This window comes from Halalkalibacterium ligniniphilum, from assembly GCF_000334155.1.
GTDB classification, from domain to species: domain Bacteria; phylum Bacillota; class Bacilli; order Bacillales; family Bacillaceae_D; genus Halalkalibacterium; species Halalkalibacterium ligniniphilum.
On sequence record NZ_ANNK01000080.1, the window covers coordinates 1 to 16,821 of the forward strand.

At 42.2% G+C, this 16,821-nt stretch carries 15 protein-coding genes; all 15 read left to right on the forward strand.

Translation table 11 applies throughout. The annotated features are described in order from the left end of the window. On the forward strand, nucleotides 1-270 hold a 270-nt coding region (locus tag BLT_RS0108385), incomplete at its 5' end, for an amino acid kinase family protein (RefSeq protein ID WP_017727343.1). After that, nucleotides 270-827 carry a ribosome recycling factor gene (gene frr, locus BLT_RS0108390; protein ID WP_017727342.1) on the forward strand — a complete coding sequence of 186 codons (558 nt, stop codon included), beginning with the start codon at nucleotides 270-272 and terminating at the stop codon, nucleotides 825-827. The genes BLT_RS0108385 and frr, both read left to right, overlap by 1 nt. 172 nt (nucleotides 828-999) lie before the next feature. Further along, on the forward strand, nucleotides 1,000-1,773 hold the full coding sequence (locus BLT_RS0108395; protein ID WP_017727344.1) for an isoprenyl transferase: 774 nt from the start codon (nucleotides 1,000-1,002) through the stop codon (nucleotides 1,771-1,773). A gap of 18 nt (nucleotides 1,774-1,791) precedes the next feature. Then, nucleotides 1,792-2,586, forward strand: coding sequence for a phosphatidate cytidylyltransferase (locus tag BLT_RS0108400; RefSeq protein WP_017727345.1), 795 nt, complete (start codon nucleotides 1,792-1,794; stop codon nucleotides 2,584-2,586). Nucleotides 2,587-2,632: 46 nt separating this feature from the next. Continuing rightward, nucleotides 2,633-3,781 carry a 1-deoxy-D-xylulose-5-phosphate reductoisomerase gene (locus BLT_RS0108405; RefSeq protein ID WP_017727346.1) on the forward strand — a complete coding sequence of 383 codons (1,149 nt, stop codon included), beginning with the start codon at nucleotides 2,633-2,635 and terminating at the stop codon, nucleotides 3,779-3,781. A gap of 16 nt (nucleotides 3,782-3,797) precedes the next feature. Beyond that, entirely contained in the window at nucleotides 3,798-5,060 is a 1,263-nt protein-coding gene (gene rseP / locus BLT_RS0108410; RefSeq protein ID WP_017727347.1) for an RIP metalloprotease RseP, read from the forward strand. A gap of 67 nt (nucleotides 5,061-5,127) precedes the next feature. Next, nucleotides 5,128-6,837 (forward strand): proline--tRNA ligase, encoded by a 1,710-nt coding sequence (locus BLT_RS0108415; RefSeq protein WP_017727348.1) that lies wholly within the window; start codon nucleotides 5,128-5,130, stop codon nucleotides 6,835-6,837. A 96-nt stretch (nucleotides 6,838-6,933) separates the two neighbouring features. Beyond that, nucleotides 6,934-11,235, forward strand: a complete 4,302-nt coding sequence (locus tag BLT_RS0108420; protein ID WP_017727349.1) for a PolC-type DNA polymerase III — start codon at nucleotides 6,934-6,936, stop codon at nucleotides 11,233-11,235. 326 nt (nucleotides 11,236-11,561) lie between these two features. Continuing rightward, entirely contained in the window at nucleotides 11,562-12,032 is a 471-nt protein-coding gene (gene rimP, locus BLT_RS0108425; protein WP_017727350.1) for a ribosome maturation factor RimP, read from the forward strand. A gap of 199 nt (nucleotides 12,033-12,231) precedes the next feature. Then, nucleotides 12,232-13,365 (forward strand): transcription termination factor NusA, encoded by a 1,134-nt coding sequence (nusA, locus tag BLT_RS0108430; protein ID WP_017727351.1) that lies wholly within the window; start codon nucleotides 12,232-12,234, stop codon nucleotides 13,363-13,365. 31 nt (nucleotides 13,366-13,396) lie between these two features. Further along, nucleotides 13,397-13,672 (forward strand): RNase P modulator RnpM, encoded by a 276-nt coding sequence (rnpM, locus tag BLT_RS0108435; RefSeq protein WP_017727352.1) that lies wholly within the window; start codon nucleotides 13,397-13,399, stop codon nucleotides 13,670-13,672. Continuing rightward, the gene (locus tag BLT_RS0108440; protein ID WP_017727353.1) at nucleotides 13,669-13,980 is read left to right on the forward strand and encodes a YlxQ family RNA-binding protein; all 312 of its coding nucleotides are present in this window, start codon (nucleotides 13,669-13,671) and stop codon (nucleotides 13,978-13,980) included. The genes rnpM and BLT_RS0108440 overlap by 4 nt, the downstream gene beginning before the upstream one ends. A gap of 16 nt (nucleotides 13,981-13,996) precedes the next feature. Then, nucleotides 13,997-16,150, forward strand: a complete 2,154-nt coding sequence (gene infB, locus BLT_RS0108445) for a translation initiation factor IF-2 (RefSeq protein WP_017727354.1) — start codon at nucleotides 13,997-13,999, stop codon at nucleotides 16,148-16,150. Then, nucleotides 16,147-16,428: a DUF503 domain-containing protein gene (locus BLT_RS0108450; RefSeq protein WP_017727355.1), complete on the forward strand. Its 282-nt coding sequence runs from the start codon at nucleotides 16,147-16,149 to the stop codon at nucleotides 16,426-16,428. The genes infB and BLT_RS0108450 overlap by 4 nt, the downstream gene beginning before the upstream one ends. A 21-nt stretch (nucleotides 16,429-16,449) precedes the next feature. Then, complete coding sequence (gene rbfA / locus BLT_RS0108455) at nucleotides 16,450-16,800, forward strand: 30S ribosome-binding factor RbfA (RefSeq protein WP_017727356.1); 351 nt, start codon at nucleotides 16,450-16,452, stop codon at nucleotides 16,798-16,800. The last annotated feature ends 21 nt before the right edge of the window (nucleotides 16,801-16,821 follow it).

The following is a 16,821-nucleotide window of genomic DNA, read 5'->3' on the forward strand; positions in this document are numbered from 1 at the left end:
ATTGAAGCTGAAGTTATTTTAATGGCGAAAAATAAAGTGGACGGAGTATATAGCGCGGATCCTTCAATTGACGCTTCAGCAAAGAAATATACAACAATTTCTTATTTGGATGTTTTAAAAGAAGGACTAGCTGTCATGGATTCAACGGCCTCTTCTCTTTGTATGGATAATAATATACCGCTAATTGTTTTCTCAATTATGGATGAAGGTAATATTAAGAAGGCTGTACTTGGTGAAGAAATTGGAACAGTTGTAAGGGGGAATCAATAATGTCAAAGGAAGTTATCAATGATGCAAAAGAACGTATGCAAAAAGCGTTAGAAGCACTAAGTCGTGAATTAGCTAAGCTTCGAGCAGGTCGTGCTAACCCTGCACTTTTAGACCGTATCACAGTTGAATATTACGGTGCTGAGACTCCGTTGAATCAGTTAGCTACCATTACTGTACCAGAAGCTCGATTGCTTGTCATTCAGCCTTTTGATAAGTCGTCCATTGCAGATGTGGAGCGTGCAATTCAAAAGTCTGATTTAGGATTAACACCTTCAAATGATGGAACGGTTATCCGTATCTCAATCCCACCATTAACAGAAGAACGTCGTCGTGACCTAACAAAGCTTGTGAAAAAAGCAGCAGAGGATGCGAAGGTCGCTATTCGTAACATCCGTCGTGATGCAAATGATGAATTGAAAAAGCTACAAAAAGACGGAGAAATGACAGAGGATGATCTTCGCCGTGAAACCGATGAAGTGCAAAAACTAACAGATAAATTTATCGTTCAAGTTGATGAAACCGCAGAAAAGAAAGAAAAAGAAATCATGGAAGTATAAACAAAATCAAGGTAAAATAGAATTAATATAAGAGACCCTCTTATGATAGGGGGTTTTTTTACACTTATTGAGCGCATTTCATTTACGACCACTGATTGCATAATAATCAGCAGAGAATGGCAAGGATAAAAAGGTGCATCTTTGCATCTGCAACGTAGTTGGAGGGCTTATCATGCTTGAAAAATTTTCGAAATGGAAAGCAAATCGGGCCGAATCGGTACCCTCATATACAATGGACGCAGCAACACAAGCGATACCGAAGCATGTTGCCATTATTATGGACGGCAACGGACGCTGGGCAAAGCAAAAAGGACTTCCGCGCATTGCAGGCCATCGAGAAGGAATGAAAGTCGTAAACAAAATTGTTCGGAAAGCAAATGAAGTCAAAATTGATGTATTGACGCTTTACGCTTTTTCGACGGAGAATTGGAAGCGACCAAAAACAGAAGTGGATTACTTAATGAAGCTGCCAGAGCGATTTTTAAGTATGGAGTTACCGAAACTCATTGAAGAGAACGTGCAAGTTCGTTTAATGGGTTCTTTAGAAAATCTACCAGATCATACGTTAAGGGCTGTGATGACAGCGGTAGAGGCGACAAAGGAAAACGACGGGCTTATTCTAAATTTTGCTTTAAATTATGGCAGTCGTTATGAAATGATCAAAGCGATCAAAGAAATCGCCACTAAAGTAGAAGCAGGTCTATTAAACACGGAGAGCATAAATGAAGAAGTACTTGAACAACACTTAATGACATCAGATCTTCGTGACCCCGATCTCCTTATTCGAACGAGCGGTGAAATTCGTTTAAGCAACTTTATGCTGTGGCAGCTTGCATACAGTGAATTTTGGTTTACAGACGTACTGTGGCCAGACTTTACAGAACAACACTTTGCAGAAGCAATTGCCGAATATCAAAAACGTGCACGTCGTTACGGAGGGGTGTAATAGAAAGGGGCGAGCTTTTTGAAGCAACGAATTATTACAGGAGTCATTTTTGGCATCGTCGTATTAACAATGATCATACTTGGTGGGACCCCTTTTGCAATTTTCATAAGCTTGGTCGCTACCGTGGCGATGATAGAATTACTTAAGATGAAAAAGATTCAACTCTTTTCATTGATGGGAATGATTAGCTTATTATCGATGTGGTTATTGCTTGTTCCCACAAGCTGGTTTGCTATGATTTCATCAACGTTTTCGAGAGTTGAAATTTTTGTGTTTTTGATTTTGATTTTGCTTATGCTCACGGTCGTGACGAAAAATGCATTTACGTTTGACGAAGTGGGTTTTGTAATATTAGCTTCTGTTTATGTTGGATTTGGCTTTCACTATTTGATTATGAGTCGTGAAATACCTGAAATTGGCATGATGCTTGTCTTTTTTGTCATGTTTCTTATATGGGCAACTGATTCTGGAGCATATTTTGCAGGACGAACTTTCGGAAAACATAAGCTATGGCCAGAAATTAGTCCAAAGAAAACGATTGAAGGCTCCATTGGCGGTATTGTTTCTGCAGTTGTTATCGGATCGATTTTTTACTGGCTTGTTCCAATCTTTCCTTCCTATGCAATGGCGCTGACGGTTATGATTGTTGCTTCCGTTTTTGGTCAAATCGGTGACCTTGTAGAATCAGCATTAAAAAGGCATTATGCTGTAAAGGATTCAGGAAACGTCTTGCCAGGGCACGGTGGGGTGTTAGACCGGTTTGATAGCTTAATTTATGTCATGCCCATCCTCCATCTGTTACAATTAATATAATTCATTCAAGTAAGGATGATGGAATATCCGTATAGTAGGTGAACGTATGAAAGGGATAAGCCTCCTTGGGGCTACAGGTTCCATTGGAACGCAAACATTGGACGTAATCAGACGAAACGAAGATAAGTTTAAGCTTGTTGCCATGTCGGTTGGTCGAAACATCGAGCTTGCAATTAAGCAAATTCATCAATTTAAGCCACGCCTTGTTTCAGTGATTGACAAAAATGACCAGGAAAGGCTAAAGAAAAACGTACCTGCTAATGTAACGGTGCTTTACGGTGATGAAGGCCTCCTGGAGGTAGCCACACTGCCAGAGGCTGAGGTTCTTGTAAATGCTGTGATTGGAAGCGTTGGACTTGCTCCTACCTTAGCAGCAATTGAAGCAAAAAAAACCATTGCCATTGCCAATAAGGAAACATTGGTAACGGCAGGACATATTGTGACAGATGAAGCAAAAAAGCATGGTGTTCGACTTTTGCCAGTTGATAGTGAGCATTCTGCGATTTTTCAAGCTCTTCAAGGAGAGAGCCCTGAGCGTGTAGAGCGCTTAATTTTAACGGCGTCTGGCGGTAGTTTTCGTGAGCGGAAAAGAAGTGAGCTAGAGAAAGTCACTGTGAAAGAGGCGCTAAATCACCCAAACTGGGCAATGGGCGCAAAAATAACCATCGACTCTGCAACAATGATGAATAAAGGATTAGAAGTAATTGAAGCACATTGGTTATTTGGAAAATCATATGATGCGATAGATGTCGTTTTACATAAGGAAAGCATTATCCACTCCATGGTTGAATTTGTTGATCGAAGTGTGATTGCGCAACTCGGTACACCTGATATGCGAGTTCCCATTCAATACGCGCTTACGTACCCTGACCGACTTGAATTTTTTGAAGGACAACAGTTAAACTTATGGGAAGTGGGGACGCTCCAATTTTCTAAACTTGATTTTGAGCGATACCGGTGCATGAACTTTGCCTATGAAGCAGGCAAGGCGGGGGGGACGCTACCAACCGTATTAAATGCTGCAAATGAAGAAGCGGTCGCTGCTTTTTTACAAAATAAAATTTCTTTTCTTCAAATCGAAGACTTAATTGAGCAGGCACTTGAACGACATCAAGTCACGAATGGACCGAGTTTAGAGGAAATTTTAGCGGCTGATGAAGAAGCAAGGCGGTTTGTCCACTCATTGATTAAGTAATAGGGAGGTGTATAACGTGAATACAATTATTGCGATCATTATTATTTTTGGTCTGCTTGTCTCAATACATGAATGGGGACATTTATACTTTGCCAAACGGGCAGGAATCCTTTGTCGAGAGTTTGCCATTGGATTTGGTCCAAAGCTTTTTTCATGGAAACGAAATGAAACGGTTTATACGCTCCGGCTTTTACCATTAGGCGGTTTTGTTCGTATGGCAGGAGAAGACCCTGAACAGATTACGATTAAACCAGGATATGAAATTGGATTGCTGTTTAACCAGGAAAATAAAGTTTCGCAAATCATTATTAACAATAAATCAAAGCATCCTGAAGCTCGGGTTGTTCAAGTTGAACGAATCGATTTGGAGCATGAATTGTTCATCGAAGCCTATGATGACGAAGGAAAGCTGGTTCGCTACGCGGTTGACGAGAAAGCTCAAACGATCCAAGACGAACAGGCAACTCAAATTGCTCCTTACCATCGACAATTCGGATCGAAAACTGTAGGGCAGCGTGCATTGGCCATTTTTGCAGGACCAATGATGAATTTTATACTAGCCTTTGTGATTTTAACGGCCTATGCTTTTATGCAAGGAGTACCTGAAAACAATGCTCTTGTTGGTGGTGTGCAGCCTAATGGTCCAGCTGCGGAAGCAGGATTGCAAGAAGGGGATCTTGTCGTCAGCATTGACGGTGAGGCAGTCGACAATTGGGTTGACATGACGATAATTATTCAAGAGCATCCGAATGAGCCGATTACATTTGAAATTGAAAGGGATGGTGTGAGACAGCAAGTCGAGATCACGCCTGAAGAGCACACTGGACAAAATGGTGAGCAAGTTGGACTTGTAGGGATTGAAAGACCAGGAAATCATGAGCCGACGATCCTAAGTGCTTTAGCTTTTGGATTGACAGAGACCTATGCCTTTATGGTGATGATTTTTGATGTATTAGGCATGATTGTTACCGGTCAATTTTCACTCGACTATGTTGCAGGTCCTGTAGGCATTTATAATTACACAGGGCAGGCAGCTGAGATGGGCTTTTTCGTCTTAATGCGCTGGGCAGCAGCTTTAAGTGTCAACCTTGGGATTATTAACCTACTTCCACTCCCGGCCCTTGACGGTGGACGCCTTGTGTTCATAGGTCTAGAAGGATTACGTGGAAAGCCACTCGATCCTCAAAAAGAAGGACTTGTTCATTTTATCGGGTTTGCGTTGCTAATGTTACTAATGATTGTTGTTACATGGAATGACATCAATAAATTTTTCCTCTAAAATCGAACGGGTTCATCGTTTGCTTGACGATGTCAGATAGATATAGAAAAAAGGATGGGACGTTGCAATGAGACAACAATATTTTCTCGTACCAACGATGCGTGATGTACCGGCAGATGCGGACGTCGCAAGTCATCAATTAATGCTTCGTGCAGGAATGATTCGACAAGTTGCTGCAGGGGTATATACGTATTTACCTCTTGCGAAGCGTGTCCTTCATAAAGTGGAAACGATTGTTCGGGAAGAAATGGACCGGACAGGAGCACAGGAATTAACGATGCCAACGCTCCATCCTGCTGAGCTTTGGCAGGAAACTGGACGGTGGGATGTAATGGGTGGTGAGTTAATCCGTCTAACAGACCGCCATAACCGCCATTTTGCCCTTGGCCCAACCCATGAAGAGGTTATTACGAGCTTGCTTCGAGACAGTATTAATTCGTACAAAAAATTACCGCTAAACCTTTACCAAATTCAAACCAAATTCCGTGACGAGCGACGTCCACGCTTTGGTCTCTTACGTGGAAGAGAATTTATTATGAAAGATGCTTATTCATTCCATGCTACACAAGAGAGCTTAGATGAAGAGTATCAGACTATGTATAAGGCTTACTCAAATGTATTTGCCCGTGTCGGGTTAACCTTTCGGCCAGTCATTGCTGATTCAGGAGCAATCGGTGGAAAAGATACGCATGAGTTTATGGCACTAGCTGAAGTTGGTGAAGATACGATTGCCTACTCAGATTCATCCGATTACGCTGCAAACATTGAGATGGCAGCAGTAAAGGTGAATTACGTGAAAAGCGATGAGGCTCCACTGACTTTGCAAAAAGTGGATACAGGCGAAGCAAAAACGATTGAAGAGGTAGCATCAAAGCTTAATGTAACTGCGGATAAAATCATCAAATCACTCCTAGTTCAAGTGGATAATGAGTGGGTTCTCGTTTTACTGCGCGGTGATCACGAATTAAACGATATTAAATTGAAGCATGAGTTAAATGCAAGCTCAATCCGTTTTGCTACAGCTGATGAGGTGGAGCAAGTCCTAGGTGCAACAATCGGAAACATTGGCCCCATTGGTGTGAAAGATGTAAAAATTGTTGCAGATCATGCAGTTGAGGTAATTGTAAATGGAATATGTGGAGCGAATGCAACGAACAGTCATTTTATTGGTGTAAATGTTGGACGAGACTTCGATGTGGAGCAGTACCTTGATCTGCGTTTTATTCAAGAAGGAGACCCTTCACCAGACGGGAACGGAACGATTCGTTTTGCACAGGGGATTGAGGTAGGACAAGTGTTCAAATTGGGAACGGTTTACTCAGAAAAAATGGGTGCAACCTTCCTAGATGAAAACGGAAAATCTCAGCCAATGATTATGGGTTGCTACGGGATCGGTGTATCGCGTACGGTCGCTGCTGTCATCGAACAGCATCATGACGAAGATGGGATTCAGTGGCCTCCATCTGTGGCGCCGTTTCACATCCATTTGCTAGCATTGAATATGAAAAATGAGGAGCAAGTGAGCCTTAGTGAATCGCTATATGAGCAGTTGCAAAAGGCTGGTTTGGAAGTCTTATATGATGATCGTCCAGAGAGAGCGGGCGTGAAGTTTAAAGATGCAGACTTAATCGGCTTACCGATTCGAGTGGCTGTTGGTAAAAAAGCGAATGAAGGCATTGTTGAAATGAAAATAAGGAAAACAGGTGAAATGATTGAAGTCCATGTTGATGAGCTTCTTCAGACACTCACCGAACAATTAGAGCGTCTATCGCAATAAACCAGAGAGAAGAAGATGGTACCTCATCCTTGGGGTACCTTCTCTTTTGAATAGCTATCATGATGAGAAACTGTTAAGGCTTGGAGGGGAAACATCATGAACCAAGATGAGCACGTCCGTAAAGAACGATTTCAATTACTCATGCAGCAGCTTCTAATCCCTGAAGATGTAGTCAATGATGAATTGAAAGAAGGAAAAATTCGAAAACTCGCGATTAACAAAGAGGAAAAAACGTGGCATTTTCATTTTGAGCTGCCTACTTTGCTACCTGCTCCTATCTATGAGCTCTTGTCTGATCGTTTGACGAAAACGTTTCAGCATATTGCTCATGTCTCTTTTTCCATTGATTATGAAGAAAAAGAGCTAGTTGCAGAGCAATGGGTGTTGTACTGGCCCTTTATTATCCAGCGTTTACAAGGGATATCCTCTGCATTGCAAGACTTGCTGCAAAAGCAAACACCTAGCTTTGATGGGAAGCGTCTTGTCATTCAAGTTAGAAATGAAACGGAGGCAGTTGCTTTAAAACGAAAGCTAACCGACCCACTTCATCAGTCTTTGCGTTCTCTTGGGCTCCCTGCTGTTCAACTTGAAGCGGAAATAAAGGAATCGAAGCAAGAATTTAAAAAATTTGTCGAGCAACGAGAACAAGAAGACCATTCAAAAGTGGTGGAAGCCATTCTTGAAAAGAAAAAACTCGAGTCTCAAGTGGATAAACAAATCGCTGCAAAACAGTTGGTCATTGGCTATCAAATAAAAGACGAGCCTGTTCCCCTTGAATCAATTGTTGACGAGGAGCGTCGCATTACCGTTCAAGGATATGTCTTTGATGCTGAGACAAGAGAGCTTCGAAGCGGGCGAACTCTTCTGACGTTTAAAATCACAGATTACACTGATTCAATTCTTGTGAAAATGTTTTCGCGGGATAAAGAAGACATTCCAATGCTTCAAGCAATAAAAAAAGGAATGTGGTTGAAGGTACGAGGCGGCGTACAAAATGATACGTTCGTTCGAGATCTTGTGATGATTGCAAACGATGTTAATGAGATTCAGGCTGAAGAACGAAAGGATCGTGCACCAGAAGGGGAAAAACGTGTCGAGCTTCATTTGCATACAGTGATGAGCCAAATGGATGGCATGACCTCTGCCGGACGCTATGTTGAACAAGCGAGTAAATGGGGGCATCCAGCTGTGGCGATTACCGATCATGGCGTTGTCCAATCTTTCCCTGAAGCATATTCGGCAGGTAAGAAGCATGGAATTAAAGTCCTTTATGGGGTTGAAGCTAACCTTGTTGATGATGGGGTTCCGATTGCCTATAATGAGGCACATCGATCATTGCTTGACGATGAGTATGTTGTATTTGATGTGGAAACAACGGGGTTATCAGCGGTATACAATACGATTATTGAGCTCGCTGCTGTCAAAGTAAAGAACGGAGAAATCATCGACCGCTTTGAAGCATTTGCTGATCCCCATGAACCATTGACAAATACAATTATTGAACTGACGGGAATAACAGACGATATGCTGAAAGGTCAACCGGAAGTTGAGGAAGTGCTTCGAGATTTTCATGCATTTGTTGGAGATGCGGTCTTAGTTGCCCATAATGCAAGCTTTGACATGGGCTTTTTAAACGTTGGATACCAAAAAATCGGGCTCGGTGAAGCAAAAAACCCTGTGATTGACACACTCGAGCTTGGACGCTTTTTATACCCAGAGTTGAAAAATCACCGCTTAAATACACTTTGTAAAAAGTTTGATATTGAGCTTGTGAGTCACCACCGAGCCATTTATGATGCGGAAGCAACTGGATACTTGCTTTGGAAAATGGTTAAGGATGCAGTAGAAAAAGGAATTACGTACCATGATGATTTAAACAATAACATGGGGCAAGGAAACTTCCATCGCCAACGACCATCTCATTGCATCCTCCTTGCTCAAACACAGGAAGGGTTAAAGAACTTATACAAGCTCGTTTCCATGTCTCACGTGGAATACTTTTTCCGAACACCGCGGATTCCAAGATCCCAGCTGCAAAAATACCGGAAAGGACTGCTCGTTGGTTCGGCTTGTGATCAAGGGGAAGTGTTTGAGGGAATGATGCAAAAATCTCCTGAAGAAGTAGAAGAAATTGCAAAATTTTACGATTACATTGAGGTCCAGCCTTTATCAAACTACCAGCATTTAATTGAAAAAGAGCTTGTAAAAAGTGAAGCAGCCTTAAAAGAGATTGTCACAAATCTTGTGAAACTTGGAGATAGGCTCGGAAAGCCTGTTGTAGCAACAGGAAACGCCCATTATTTGAATGAAGAAGATTATATTTATAGGAAAATATTAATTGCTTCCCAAGGAGGAGCAAATCCATTAAACAAACAAACTTTACCACAGGTACATTTTAAATCGACAGATGAAATGCTTATGGCCTTCTCCTTTTTAGGGGAAGAAAAGGCAAAGGAAATTGTCGTTACAAATTCACAAAAAATTGCCGAGCAAATCGAAGAGATTCATCCGATCCCAGACGAGCTTTACACACCAAAGATTCAAGGAGCTGATGATGAAATTCGTCAAATGAGCTATGCTCGAGCGAAAAGGATCTATGGTGAGACATTGCCTGAAATTGTTGAGGCTCGGCTTGAAAAAGAGCTGAAAAGCATTATTGGGCATGGGTTTGCGGTTATTTATTTAATTTCCCATAAGCTTGTAAAAAAATCGTTAATTGATGGCTATCTCGTTGGTTCACGGGGATCGGTCGGCTCTTCCTTTGTCGCGACGATGACCGAAATTACTGAGGTGAACCCTCTGCCGCCTCATTATGTTTGTCCATCGTGTCATCATTCACATTTCTTTGATGACGGGTCGGTCGGCTCCGGCTTTGACTTACCAGATGAGACTTGTCCAAAATGCGGAACGCAATATGTTAAAGATGGACAGGATATCCCGTTTGAAACATTTCTTGGCTTTAAAGGGGATAAAGTACCAGATATTGATTTGAATTTCTCTGGTGAGTACCAGCCCCGTGCCCATCAATATACGAAAGAATTATTTGGTGAGGATTATGTGTACCGTGCAGGGACAATTGGAACCGTCGCAGAGAAAACAGCCTATGGCTATGTTAAGGGGTACCAAGGAGATCATGATTTACACATGCGCGGTGCGGAAATCGACCGACTCGTCAAAGGCTGTACGGGAGTCAAGCGGACAACAGGGCAGCATCCAGGTGGGATCATCGTTGTTCCTGATTACATGGACATTCATGATTTTTGCCCAATTCAGTATCCAGCAGATGACAAAAATGCTGAATGGAAAACAACGCACTTTGACTTCCATTCGATTCATGACAATTTATTAAAGCTTGATATTCTCGGTCACGATGATCCGACCGTGATACGTATGCTTCAAGATTTAAGCGGGATTGATCCTAAGACGATACCTACGGATGATCCTGAAGTGATGAAAATTTTCAGTGGGCCAGAAGTGTTAGGTGTAACGGATGAGCAAATTATGTGTAAGACAGGAACACTAGGTATCCCAGAATTTGGAACAAGATTTGTTCGTCAGATGCTTGAAGAAACGAAGCCAAGCACGTTCTCTGAGCTTGTACAAATTTCTGGTTTGTCACACGGGACGGACGTTTGGTTAAATAATGCGAATGAATTGATTTATAATGGTACGTGTGAATTGAAAGATGTGATAGGCTGCCGTGATGACATAATGGTGTACCTTATCTATAAAGGCCTTGAACCTTCTTTAGCCTTTAAAATTATGGAATTTGTTCGTAAAGGGAAAGGCCTGCAGCCGGAATGGATTGAAGAAATGAAAAAGCATGGTGTTCCTGACTGGTACATCGGCTCATGTCTAAAAATTAAATACATGTTCCCGAAAGCACACGCTGCAGCATATGTATTAATGGCGGTTCGAATTGCTTATTTTAAAGTGCACCATCCAATTTTGTACTACGCATCTTATTTTACTGTACGGGCTGATGATTTTGACCTTGACACGATGATTCGTGGGTCAGCATCGATTCGCACAAAAATTGAAGAAATTAACGGGAAAGGGTTAGACGCTTCACCAAAAGAAAAGAGCTTGCTTACAGTTCTTGAGCTTGCCCTTGAAATGTGTGAACGAGGCTTTTCATTCCAAAAGGTTGACCTTTACCGCTCCAGTGCGACGGAATTTCTTGTGGAAGGAAACACACTAATTCCTCCGTTCAATGCGCTAACGGGTGTCGGAACAAATGCAGCGATTAACCTTGTGAAAGCAAGAGAGGAAAGAGAGTTTTTGTCGAAAGAAGATTTGCAGCAACGAAGTAAATTAACGAAAACAGTTCTTGAGATTTTGGATGACCATGGCTGCCTAGAAGGACTTCCAGAATCAAACCAGCTTTCGCTGTTCTAATCTTACCGAAATCCCTTATCATACCAGTTGATAAGTTGCAAAGCCTAGGAGATTGTGATATTGTTTTTATGGTAATACTTTAAATAGTTACGGGCAAAGAGTGGGGAAACCCACTCTTTCGTTGTTCGTTCAGTACTTTTTAAGGTAGAATCGACTGCAGCTAACCACTAGCGGTAACGGATGCAAGTCATTAAATGACATACGTTTGAGAGATGGTTTGCCGTCAAGCTTTTACGAATTCACTGATAACTCCGGACAGATTTTCGGTGTAAGCGAATGACCGGAGTTGGAACGAAATAAACAATGATGCAGCAAGGAGGGTACAGATGAGTCAAAAAGTGACGGACATAACAGCAGAACTTGTGACGCCGATTCTAGACGAATTGAATCTAGAGCTTGTTGATGTGGAGTTTAAAAAAGAAGGGAAAAATTGGTTTCTCCGTGTCTTTATCGACTCTGAGAAAGGAGTTGACATTGAAGACTGTGGAATTGTGAGCGAAAGATTAAGTGAAAAGCTTGATGAAAAGGATCCAATTGACCAAGCTTATTTTCTTGAGGTTTCTTCTCCTGGCGCGGAACGTCCACTTAAAAAGGCAGAAGACATCAATAAAGCAATTGGAAAAAATGTTCACATCACAACCTATGAGCCGATTGACGGAGAAAAGGCCTTTGAAGGATTATTAACAGCTTTTGATGGGGAAACGATAACCATTCAAATCAAAATCAAAACACGCATAAAAACCATGATGATTCCATATGAGAAAGTGGCAAGTGCGCGTCTTGCGGTCGTTTTCTAAAAACGAGTTGAGAAATTGAAATGTCGAGCTTTAACCATGCATGTGAGCGTGGAAAACGTGAGTTGCGTGATAGCAAGCGAGTTAAAAAGCATTATGGGCATCGATTCCTCGTTTAGCTTGCTTGTACAGTGGTAGGAGGATCAGCTGTTTTCATACTGCCAACCAAGCTTCTCTATTATGAAAGGGGGAAACACATTCCATGAATAGTGAATTTATGGATGCATTGACTACGTTAGAAAAAGAAAAGGGAATTAGCAAAGAAGTCATTATTGAAGCCATTGAAGCAGCGCTAATTTCAGGATACAAACGAAATTTTAATCAGGCCCAAAATGTTCGGGTTGATGTTAACCGTGAAAATGGTAGCATTCGAGTCTTTGCTAGAAAAGAAGTGGTTGAAGAGGTGTTTGATGCGCGTCTTGAAATTTCTTTAGATGAAGCACAACGAATAAACCCGAACTATGAAGTTGACGATGTCGTTGAAATTGAAGTGACGCCGAAGGATTTTGGGCGTATCGCTGCGCAAACGGCAAAACAAGTTGTTACGCAACGAGTTCGTGAAGCAGAAAGAGGAATTATTTATTCAGATTTTATCGATCGAGAAGAAGATATTATGACAGGGATTGTCCAGCGTCAAGACAACCGATTTATTTACGTGGACTTAGGGAAAGTGGAGGCATTGCTCCCTTTAAATGAGCAAATGCCAAATGAATCCTATAAGCATAATGACCGCATTAAAGCGTTTATTACGAAAGTTGAAAAGACAACAAAGGGACCACAAATTTTAATTTCCCGTACTCATCCAGGGTTACTAAAGCGTTTGTTTGAACTTGAAGTACCTGAAATTTATGATGGCACAGTCGAGATTAAATCGGTTGCTCGTGAAGCAGGTGACCGCTCAAAAATTGCCGTTCATGCGGAAAATCCAGAGGTGGATCCAGTTGGCGCTTGTGTCGGACCTAAAGGGCAACGTGTTCAAGCGATTGTCAGTGAGTTAAAAGGGGAGAAGATCGACATTGTTCGCTGGTCTGAGGATCCGGTGGTTTATGTGGCGAATGCGTTAAGCCCTTCGAAGGTCATTCAAGTAAATGTGAATGAAGAAGAAAAAATGACTCAAGTCATCGTTCCAGATTATCAATTATCACTTGCGATTGGCAAACGCGGTCAAAATGCACGTCTTGCAGCTAAGCTAACGGGATGGAAGATCGATATAAAAAGTGAATCTGAAGCTGAAGAGCTAGGCTTGCTCGATGATCAAGACCTAGAAGAAGACGTAGCAGCTGCAGAAGACGGTCTTGAACCGATTGAGAATGTAGACGAGATCGAAGGCGATTAAGCATCAGAGTAGTGTAAAGGAGATGGAGCCAATGAAGCAACGAAAAGTTCCCCTTCGAAAGTGTGTCGTCACAAACGAAATGAAGCCGAAAAAAGAGTTAATTCGAATTGTGCGCACACCTGAAGGAGACGTTTCCATTGACTTAACGGGGAAGAAAAATGGTCGCGGTGCTTACATTAGCAACAGCAAAGAGTGTTTTGAACTAGCGAAGAAGAAGGATATTCTTTCTCGGCACTTAAATGTAAAAGTAAGTGAAGAAATTTATGATCAACTAGAAGAGGCGAGACAACGAGGTGTAAGGAAATGAATGGGACGGAATCAAAATGGATGTCCCTTTTAGGTCTTGCAGCACGGGCGAGGCAGCTTGTGACTGGTGAAGAGCTTGTCATTAAAGAGGTTCGAAAGCGTGGACTTGCTCTTGTTTTACTCTCTTCTGATGCGTCAGAACAGACAAAGAAAAAAGTATTGGACAAATGCGGATATTACAACATTCCTGTACGGATTGTCGCTGATCGTTATGCGTTAGGGCAGGCAATTGGTAAACCTGAACGCGTCGTTATCGGAGTGAAGGATGTTGGATTTGGCAAAAAGCTAACCGCAATGATCGACCAATAAAGGTGGAGGTAAACATATGAGGAAGATGCGAATATATGAATATGCCAAAGAGAAAAATGTTGCAAGTAAAGATATTATTGAAAAGTTAAAATCGTATAATGTAGCCGTTACGAATCACATGTCGGTAATTGATGAGCATGCGATTAACTTGTTAGAGGGAAATGGAGCCGCTTCAGCTGGAACGGATAAAAAAGCTTCAAAGCCGCAAACGAATAACAAACAGGAGAATCGAGCACAAGAGAATAGTCAGCGTGATGATAACCGTTCGCAAGGTCAACAACAAACAGCAGGTGGGAAGAAAAAAGGGAAAAACAAGCCTCAAAATCGGCCGCAAAACCAGCAAAACAACCGTGGCGGAAATAAGAAAACCCGCGGTGGAGCTGGTGGTCGCCAAGAGCCACCGAAGGCAAAGCCATTACCTGATAAAATAACGTACTCTGGCTCCCTTACTGTTGGCGAGCTTGCTGATAAATTGAATAAAGAGCCTTCTGAACTCATTAAAAAGCTCATGTTTCTTGGTGTGATGGCAACCATTAACCAAGAGCTTGATAAAGATTCTATTGAGCTGATTGCGGGAGATTACGGGGTAGAGGTAGAAGAAGAAATTATTATCGATGAAACAGATATTGAGAGCTATATCGACGAAGATAAGCCGGAAGACTTAAAAGAACGTCCACCAGTTGTCACAATTATGGGTCATGTTGACCATGGGAAAACGACTTTACTTGACTCCATTCGAAACACAAAAGTAACGGAAGGAGAAGCGGGTGGAATCACGCAGCATATCGGTGCATACCAAGTTAATTTAGCTGGTAAGCCAATTACGTTCCTTGATACACCAGGCCATGCTGCATTTACAACGATGCGTGCACGTGGTGCGAAAGTGACGGATATTACGATCCTCGTTGTTGCTGCTGATGATGGTGTCATGCCTCAGACAAAGGAAGCCATCAGCCACGCGAAAGCTGCAGGTGTACCGATTATCGTTGCAGTGAACAAAATTGATAAGGAAAGTGCGAATCCTGATCGGGTGATGCAGGAATTGACCGAGTACGAGCTTGTTCCGGAAGCATGGGGCGGAGACACCATTTTTGTTCAAGTATCAGCATTGACGGGCGCAGGTATTGATGAACTGCTTGAGATGATCTTGCTTGTTTCTGAAGTGGAGGAGCTAAAAGCAAATCCTGACAAGCTTGCCCGGGGGACGGTCATTGAGGCAAAGCTTGATAAAGGCCGTGGACCTGTTGCGACCTTGCTTGTTCAAAATGGAACATTAAAGGTTGGAGATCCGATTGTCGTTGGAAATGCTTTTGGTCGTGTGCGTGCAATGGTGAACGACCTTGGTCGCCGTGTGAAAACTGTTGGTCCGTCTACCCCAGTCGAAATTACTGGATTAAATGATGTCCCACAGGCAGGTGATCAATTCCAAGCATTTAATGATGAGAAAAAAGCACGTCAAATTGGTGAGTCTCGTGCGATTCGTCAACGTGATGAGGAGCGTTCTGAAACATCAAGAGTAAGTCTAGACGATCTCTTTAACCAAATTCAACAAGGTGAGGTTAAAGAAATTAACGTCATTATTAAAGCGGACGTACAAGGATCTGTTGAAGCGATGAGAGGATCGCTTGAAAAAATTGAAGTGGAAGGTGTAAAAGTTAACATCATCCATACAGGTGTTGGTGCGATTGCAGAATCTGACGTTATTTTGGCATCTGCATCAAACGCAATTATTATTGGATTTAACGTTCGCCCAGATGTGAATGCAAAACGAACCGCTGAAGTAGAAAAAGTAGACATTCGTTTGCACCGTGTCATCTATAATGCGATCGATGAAATCGAAGCAGCAATGAAAGGGATGTTAGACCCTGAATTTGTGGAAAAAGTCATAGGTCAAGTGGAAGTCCGCACAATCTTTAAAGTGTCGAAGATCGGTACGATTGCAGGCTCTTATGTGACAGATGGGAAAATTACGAGAGATTCAACCGTTCGCTTAATTCGCGACGGCATCGTGATTTATGAAGGAGCAATCAATGCGTTAAAACGCTTCAAGGAAGACGCAAAAGAAGTCGCAGCAGGCTACGAGTGCGGAATTACCCTTGAAAACTTTAATGATGTAAAAGAAGGAGACATCATTGAAGCGTATGTGATGGAGGAAGTCGAACGAAAATGACCATCGGTGTCGTCTATTGCGAACTCCTCATTTACGATGCCAGTTCGTTAAAGGAAAAGCGGTCCGTTATGAAAAGCATTCAGACTCGCTTAAAGCAACGCTTTAATGTAGCGGTGGCCGAAACGAACCATCAAGACGTATGGCAGCGAGCCGAGCTGTCTATTGTCACTGTCGCTTCGGATCGTCAGGCGGCTGAACGAGAATTACAGCGTGCTCTTGCTCTCATCGATGGGAGCACGGAATCGGAGCGAACGGTTACTCAATTTGAGTGGCTATAATATAAGGTGAGGTGATGATTAGTGAGCAACGTACGGGCACACCGTGTCGGTGAACAAATGAAAAAAGAACTTAGTGACATTCTTATGAGAGAAATCAAAGACCCGCGGATTACGTTTGTAACTGTAACGGGCGTTGATGTCACAGGTGACTTGCAGCAAGCAAAAGTATACATTACCGTGCTTGGGGATGACGAGCAAAAAGAAGCAACACTTCAAGGGTTATCCAAGGCAAAAGGCTTTATTCGTTCAGAAGTAGGGAAACGGATTCGCCTTCGAAAAACGCCGGATTTAATTTTTGAATTTGACAATTCTATTGAATATGGCAATCGAATTGAGAGTCTTTTACAAAACCTTAACCGTGAGGATAAATAATCACAATAACAATTAGGAAGA

Excerpts from the sequence above, each read along its gene's own strand:
- frr (WP_017727342.1), top strand. The coding sequence starts at position 270 with ATGTCAAAGGAAGTTATCAATGATGCAAAAGAACGTATGCAAAAAGCG.
- rimP (WP_017727350.1), top strand. The coding sequence starts at position 11,562 with ATGAGTCAAAAAGTGACGGACATAACAGCAGAACTTGTGACGCCGATT.
- infB (WP_017727354.1), top strand. The coding sequence starts at position 13,997 with ATGAGGAAGATGCGAATATATGAATATGCCAAAGAGAAAAATGTTGCA.
- nusA (WP_017727351.1), top strand. The coding sequence starts at position 12,232 with ATGAATAGTGAATTTATGGATGCATTGACTACGTTAGAAAAAGAAAAG.
- BLT_RS0108395 (WP_017727344.1), top strand. The coding sequence starts at position 1,000 with ATGCTTGAAAAATTTTCGAAATGGAAAGCAAATCGGGCCGAATCGGTA.
- BLT_RS0108415 (WP_017727348.1), top strand. The coding sequence starts at position 5,128 with ATGAGACAACAATATTTTCTCGTACCAACGATGCGTGATGTACCGGCA.
- BLT_RS0108450 (WP_017727355.1), top strand. The coding sequence starts at position 16,147 with ATGACCATCGGTGTCGTCTATTGCGAACTCCTCATTTACGATGCCAGT.
- BLT_RS0108420 (WP_017727349.1), top strand. The coding sequence starts at position 6,934 with ATGAACCAAGATGAGCACGTCCGTAAAGAACGATTTCAATTACTCATG.
- BLT_RS0108440 (WP_017727353.1), top strand. The coding sequence starts at position 13,669 with ATGAATGGGACGGAATCAAAATGGATGTCCCTTTTAGGTCTTGCAGCA.
- BLT_RS0108405 (WP_017727346.1), top strand. The coding sequence starts at position 2,633 with ATGAAAGGGATAAGCCTCCTTGGGGCTACAGGTTCCATTGGAACGCAA.
- rnpM (WP_017727352.1), top strand. The coding sequence starts at position 13,397 with ATGAAGCAACGAAAAGTTCCCCTTCGAAAGTGTGTCGTCACAAACGAA.